This is a genomic window from Micromonospora sp. WMMB482 (assembly GCF_019038635.1).
In the GTDB taxonomy this organism is placed as follows: Bacteria; Actinomycetota; Actinomycetes; order Mycobacteriales; family Micromonosporaceae; genus Micromonospora; species Micromonospora marina.
Genome location: NZ_JAHOPD010000007.1, coordinates 1 through 6,150, shown reverse-complemented (window position 1 = coordinate 6,150; position 6,150 = coordinate 1). Strand labels below are relative to the sequence as shown.

The 6,150-nt window shown below is 75.4% G+C and carries 2 protein-coding genes and 4 pseudogenes; all 6 read left to right on the top strand.

What is annotated here, in order from left to right; genetic code table 11:
- Positions 1-353: 353 nt before the first annotated feature.
- A pseudogene (locus KSK32_RS00375) lies at positions 354-1,332 on the top strand (AAA family ATPase).
- A 50-nt stretch (positions 1,333-1,382) separates the two neighbouring features.
- Positions 1,383-2,618, top strand: a pseudogene (locus KSK32_RS00370) (cytochrome P450); the annotation flags it as partial.
- A gap of 103 nt (positions 2,619-2,721) precedes the next feature.
- Positions 2,722-3,281, top strand: a pseudogene (def, locus tag KSK32_RS00365) (peptide deformylase).
- A gap of 5 nt (positions 3,282-3,286) precedes the next feature.
- Positions 3,287-4,213 (top strand): methionyl-tRNA formyltransferase, encoded by a 927-nt coding sequence (gene fmt, locus KSK32_RS00360; RefSeq protein WP_216927940.1) that lies wholly within the window; start codon positions 3,287-3,289, stop codon positions 4,211-4,213.
- Positions 4,210-5,705, top strand: a pseudogene (locus tag KSK32_RS00355) (RsmB/NOP family class I SAM-dependent RNA methyltransferase); the annotation flags it as partial. The gene fmt and the pseudogene KSK32_RS00355, both read left to right, overlap by 4 nt.
- Positions 5,706-5,721: 16 nt before the next feature.
- The gene (locus tag KSK32_RS00350; protein ID WP_254186881.1) at positions 5,722-6,009 is read left to right on the top strand and encodes a universal stress protein; all 288 of its coding nucleotides are present in this window, start codon (positions 5,722-5,724) and stop codon (positions 6,007-6,009) included.
- Positions 6,010-6,150: the final 141 nt, after the last annotated feature.

Below are 6,150 nucleotides of genomic sequence, written 5' to 3'. Positions count from 1 at the left end.
GGTTCGCGTGCCCCGGTCCCGGGCCGCCGCGATGGCCGAGGCGCTGCACGCCGCCGCCGGGCAGCGCAGCGCCCGCAAGGCGGTCGACCCGGTACGCCTCCAGGTCGATCCGCTCACCCTGTTCTGATCGGAGGCAGCCGCGTGACACTGCGCACGCGGGCCCTCGCACACGGTCGTGAGCTGGGTTTGACGCACACCTGGTCCGGCAGTCGAGTAGCGGGCGGTGATAGCATCGCCCGTCATGCCCAGCCGCGCGGTTTCCCCGCGCGGGACGCGGCGCGGCGGGTGCCAGAGCACGTCGGGCCGACACGGATTCGATGTCGTCAGTCAGCCGTGAGCAGGATGGACCAGTCGTGACCGTTCGTCAGTCGATCGTCTTCAACGGTGACCTCGGCAGTGGCAAGAGCACCGTCTCGGTCGAGATCGCCAAGCGGCTCGGGCTGCGCCGGGTCAGCGTCGGTGACCTCTACCGCCAGATGGCCCAGGAGCGGCAGATGACCGCCCTCCAGCTCAACCTGCACGCCGAGCTGGACCAGGCCGTCGACGGGTACGTCGACCAGCTCCAGCGCGACATCGCCGCCTCGGGTGAGTCCTGGTCATGGACTCCCGCCTGGCCTGGCACTTCTTCACCGACGCGCTCAAGGTGCACATGATCACCGAGCCGACCGAGGCGGCCCGGCGCGTGCTGGCCCGCCCGTCCGGCCCGGCCGAGAGCTACACCTCGCTGGAGGAGGCGCGGGCCAAGCTGCGCGAACGCAGCGAGAGCGAGCGCGGCCGGTTCATCGTCCGGTACGGCGTGGACAAGGCCCGCCTGCGCAACTACGACCTGGTCTGCGACACCACCCGGGCCAACCCGGAGCAGGTCATCGCGCACGTCATCGACGTCTACGAGGGTCGCCTCGGCGCGGACGTGCTGCGCGCCGGCCAGCCGTTGCTGCTGCTCGACCCGAACCGGGTGTACCCGACGGAGGACGTGTCGGCGCTGCGCGGCCTGTGGGACTCCGACGCCGCCGCCGGGGCGGCCGGTAGCGGCGAGGAGCCGGAGCCGCTGAGCATCGGCTACACCGGCGAGTACTTCTTCGTCGTGGACGGGCACCGGCGGCTCAGCGCGGCGGTGCGCGCCGGGCTGCCGATGGTCCCGGCCCGGCTGGTCGCCGAGGTGGAGGAACCGGTGGTCGGCGGGATCAGCGCGCTCGACTTCTTCACCGCGCAGGCCCGCCGGGGCTGATCCACGACTGGGAGGACGCGCACGGCATCACGATGCCGCTGCCGGAGCACGCGCTGCTCGGTGGTGGTCCGGTGCTCGCCGGGGAGCCGGGCGCCGGCGTCTGACCGCCGCCTCGCCGTCACGGGTTGACCCCGATCGGGCGGCACGGAGCATGATGAGGGTCTCCGATGCCTGGGGAGGCGGAATCGTGGACCCTGCCGACGCGCTCGCGCTGCTGATGTCCCCCGAGGGTCGCCTCGACCCCTATCCGACCTACGAGCGGCTGCGCGCGCACGGCCCGGTGGTCCAGGCCGGGCCGGTCTTCTACGTGGTCACCGGCTACGCCGAGGCCGACGCGATCCTGCGCGACGCCCGGTTCGGCGTGATGGACGACGCGTTGCGCGACCAGTTCATGCCCGGCTGGCGGGAGAGCCCGGCGGCGCTGTCGATCTCCCGGTCGATGCTGCGCACCAACCCGCCCGACCACAGCCGGATGCGGCGGCTGGCCGCCGGCGCGTTCACCCCGCGCCGGATCGCCGCCATGCGGGACGTGGTGCGGGCGCAGGCCGACGAGCTGGTCGACGGGATGCTCGCCGCCGACGGGCCGGTCGACTTCATGGCCGCGTTCGCGTACCCCCTGCCGGTCGGCGTGATCTGCGCGCTGCTCGGCGTGCCGGCAGCGGACCGGCCGCTGTTCCGGCGCTGGGCCACCGACCTGACCGGCGTGCTCGAACCGGAGATCACCGCCGACGAGCTGGCGGTGGCCGACCGGGGCGCGGCCGAGCTGCGGAGCTACTTCACCGAGCTGGTGGCGGCCCGCCGCCGGGCCCCGGCCGACGACCTCACCACCGCGCTGGTCCAGGCCCACGACGGCGGCGACCGGCTCTCCGGCGACGAGCTGCTGGCCAACCTGATCGTGCTGCTGGTGGCCGGCTTCGAGACCACCACCAACCTGCTCGGCAACGGACTGGTGGCGCTGCTGGACCATCCGCGCGCCGCGGCGGCGCTGCGCGAGCGGGAGGACTTCGCGCCCGCGTACGTCGACGAGCTGCTGCGTTACGACTCGCCGGTGCAGCTCACCTCGCGGATGAGCACCGCGCCGTCCCGGTACGGCGACGTCGACCTGCCGCCGGAGAGCTGGGTCATCGTGCTGCTCGGCGCGGCCAACCGCGATCCGCGCCGCTATCCCGATCCGGCCCGCTTCGACCCGTGGCGGGCGCAGATCGCGCCGCTGTCCTTCGGCGCCGGGCCGCACTACTGCCTCGGCGCGGCGCTGGCCCGGCTGGAGGCCCAGGTGGCGTTCCCGCTGCTGCTGCGCCGGGTGCCCGGGCTGGCGGTGGCGGGCCGGCCGGAGCGGCGGGTCCGGCTCACCCTGCGTGGTCACGCCACGCTGCCGGTGCGGGTGGGGGCGGGAGGCGGCCCCGGTCACCGTTCCCGGTACGCGACCCGGGGCGGCCGGGCCGACTCCGTAGACTGGACGGGCATCGTTCGACCCAGACAAGGAGCCACGCCGAGTGACCGTCCAGCCCATCCGTCTGTTCGGCGATCCGGTGCTGCGCACGCCGGCCGACCCGGTCGTCGACTTCGACGTCGAGCTGCGCAAGCTGATCGCCGACCTGACCGACACGATGCGCGAGCAGAGCGGCGCCGGCCTGGCCGCGCCCAGCTCGGGGTGGGCCTGCGGGTGTTCACCTTCGACGTCGACGACGTCCTCGGCCACCTGGTCAACCCGGTGCTGGAGTTCCCCGACTCCGAGGAACAGGACGGCCCGGAGGGCTGCCTGTCCATCCCCGGGCTCTACTTCGACACCAAGCGCCGGCAGAACGTGATCGCCAAGGGCTTCAACGGCTACGGCGACCCGTTGCAGATCGTCGGCACCGGCCTGATGGCCCGCTGCGTGCAGCACGAGACCGACCACCTCGACGGGGTCCTCTTCGTCGACCGGCTCGACCCGGCCGGCCGCAAGGAGGCCATGAAGGCGATCCGCCAGGCCGAGTGGTACGACCAGGCCGCGCCGCCCACCGTCAAGCTCAGTCCGCACGCCGTCGGCAACCCGTTCGGCCTGGGGCGGTGACCCGGATGCGCCTGGTCTTCGCCGGCACCCCCGCGGTCGCCGTACCGGCCCTGGACGCGATCGCCGCCTCCGGGCACGAGCTGCTCGCCGTGGTCACCCGGCCCGACGCCCCAGCCGGGCGGGGCCGGGGACTGGCCCGCTCGCCGGTCGGCGCGTGGGCCGACGCGCACGGCGTCGAGGTGCTCACCCCGGCCCGTCCGCGCGAGCCGGAGTTCCTCGACCGGCTGCGCGAGCTGGCGCCGGACTGCGTACCGGTGGTCGCCTACGGCGCGCTGGTGCCGCCGGTGGCGCTGGAGATCCCCCGGCACGGCTGGATCAACCTGCACTTCTCGCTGCTGCCCGCCTGGCGCGGCGCCGCGCCGGTGCAGCACGCCGTGCTGCACGGCGACGAGCTGACCGGGGCGAGCGTCTTCGAGCTGGAGGAAGGGCTGGACACCGGCCCGGTCTACGGCACCGTCACCGACGAGATCCGCCCCGCCGACACCTCCGGCGATTTGCTGGAACGGCTCGCGCAGTCCGGTGCCGGGCTGCTGGTCGCCGTGCTCGACGCGATCGGCGCCGGTACCGCCCGCGCCGTGCCGCAGCCCGCCGACGGCGTCTCGCTCGCCCCGAAGCTGACCGTGGAGGACGCCCGGATCCGCTGGGGCGACCCTGCGTTCGCGGTGGACCGGCGCATCCGCGCCTGCACGCCCGCGCCCGGCCCGTGGACCACGTTCCGCGACGACCGGGTCAAGCTCGGCCCGGTCACGCCGGTGGGCGACGGCCCGGAGCTGAAGCCGGGGGAGCTGCACGTGGAGAAGTCGGGCGTGCTCGTCGGCACCGCCACCACGCCGGTGCGCCTCGGCGAGGTACGCGCCGCCGGCAAGAAGGCCATGCCCGCCGGCGACTGGGCGCGCGGCGCCCGGGTCACCGCCGGCGAGGTGTTCGCGTGACGGGGCCGTCGCGCCCGGACCGGCCCGCCGAGGGCGAGCGTCCCGGGGGGTACGCGCGTGAGCACGGCGACCGGCCCGGCGGCGAGCGGCGGGGCGACGACCGGTTCGGCGACCGCCGGCGCGGCGACCGGCAGCGTGCCGACCGGCCCGCGGCGGATCGGCGGGCCGGCGACCGGTTCGGCGGTGACCGTGAGCGCGGCGACCGGCGCGGCGGGGATCGGCCCGGCGGCGACCGGCGCGGCGGGGACCGGTTCGGTGGGGATCGGCGGGGCGGGCGTCCGGCCCGTCCGGCAGTCGACCTGCCCCGGCAGATCGCGTACGAGGCGATCGCGGCGGTGCACCGCGACGACGCCTACGCCAACCTGGTGCTCCCGGCGATGCTGCGCGAGGCCGGGCTGACCGGCCGGGACGCCGCGTTCGCCACCGAGCTGACCTACGGCACGCTGCGGCACACCGGCACGCTCGACGCGATCGTCACCGACGCGGCGGGCGGGACGTGCAGCGCATCGACCCGCCGGTGCGCGACGCGCTACGGCTGGGGGCATACCAGATCCTGCACACCCGGGTGCCCGCGCACGCCGCGGTGTCGTCCACCGTGGACCTGGTCCGGTCCGTGGGGCCGGGCGCCACCGGGTTCGCCAACGCGGTGCTGCGGGAGATCACCAGCCGGGACGCCGACGCCTGGGTGGCCAAGCTCGCCCCGGGACAGGAGACCGACCCGATCGGGCACCTCGCGCTGGCGTACAGCCATCCGCAGTGGATCGTGCGGTCGTTCGCCGAGGCGCTCGGCGGCGACATGGGCGAGACGACCCGGCTGCTCATCGAGGACAACGAGCGCCCGCCGGTGCACCTGTGCGCCCGGCCGGACCTGGCCGATCCGGTGGCGCTCGCCGACGAGGTGGGCGGCGCACCCGGTGCGTTCTCGCCGTACGCGGTGTACCTGCCCGGCGGCGCGCCGGGTGACCTGGCGGCGGTCGCCGAGGGCCGCGCGCACGTGCAGGACGAAGGCTCCCAGCTGGTGGCGGACGCGCTGGCGGCGGCGCCGCTGGACGGCCCGGACGGCCGGTGGCTGGACCTGTGCGCCGGTCCGGGCGGCAAGTCCGGCCTGCTCGGTGCGCTCGCGGCGACCCGTGGCGCGCGGCTGACGGCGGTCGAGGTGGCCGAGCACCGGGCGCGGCTGGTCGAACAGGCCACCCGTGGGCTGCCGGTCACGGTGCTGCACACCGACGGGCGCAGCGTAGGCAGCGACCCGAAGCTGCCGGAGGAGCACTTCGACCGGGTGCTCGTGGACGCGCCGTGCACCGGGCTGGGCGCGTTGCGCCGCCGCCCGGAGTCGCGGTGGCGCCGCCAGCCGTCGGACCTGCCGCCGCTGACCCGGTTGCAGCGCGAACTGCTCACCGCCGCGTTGCGGGCGGCCCGGCCGGGCGGCCTGGTCGCGTACGTGACGTGCTCGCCGCACGTGGTGGAGACGCACGTGACGGTGACCGAGGCCGGCCCCGCCCGGGCCGCTGCTCGTCGGCTTCGACGGCTCGTCCAGCTCCCGTTCCGCCCTCGCGTACGCCTTCGACTGCGCGCAGCACCGCGGCGCCCGCCTGCTCGCCGTCCGGGTGATCGAGCCGGAGTCCGGCGACCGCGACGACGGGCGGCTGGACGAGGCGGTCACCCGGCAGGCCCTGCGGTACCCCGGGTCACCGCCGACTGCGAGACCGTCCACGGTGAGCCGAGGTCCGTCCTGCTCGACCGCTCCCGCGCGGCGCAGCTCGCGGTGGTGGCCGCCTGGGGAGACGGGCCGGTAGGGTCCACTCTGGGCGCGGTCAGCCAGTCCCTGCTCTACCACTCGCCGGCCCCGCTGATCGTCGTCCGGGGAGTCGCCACGGACGCCGGGGACGGGTCATGACGCCCGCGCGAGGCGGGACCTACGGCCCTGACCGGCGCCC

Excerpts from the sequence above, each read along its gene's own strand:
- fmt (WP_216927940.1), top strand. The coding sequence starts at position 3,287 with ATGCGCCTGGTCTTCGCCGGCACCCCCGCGGTCGCCGTACCGGCCCTG.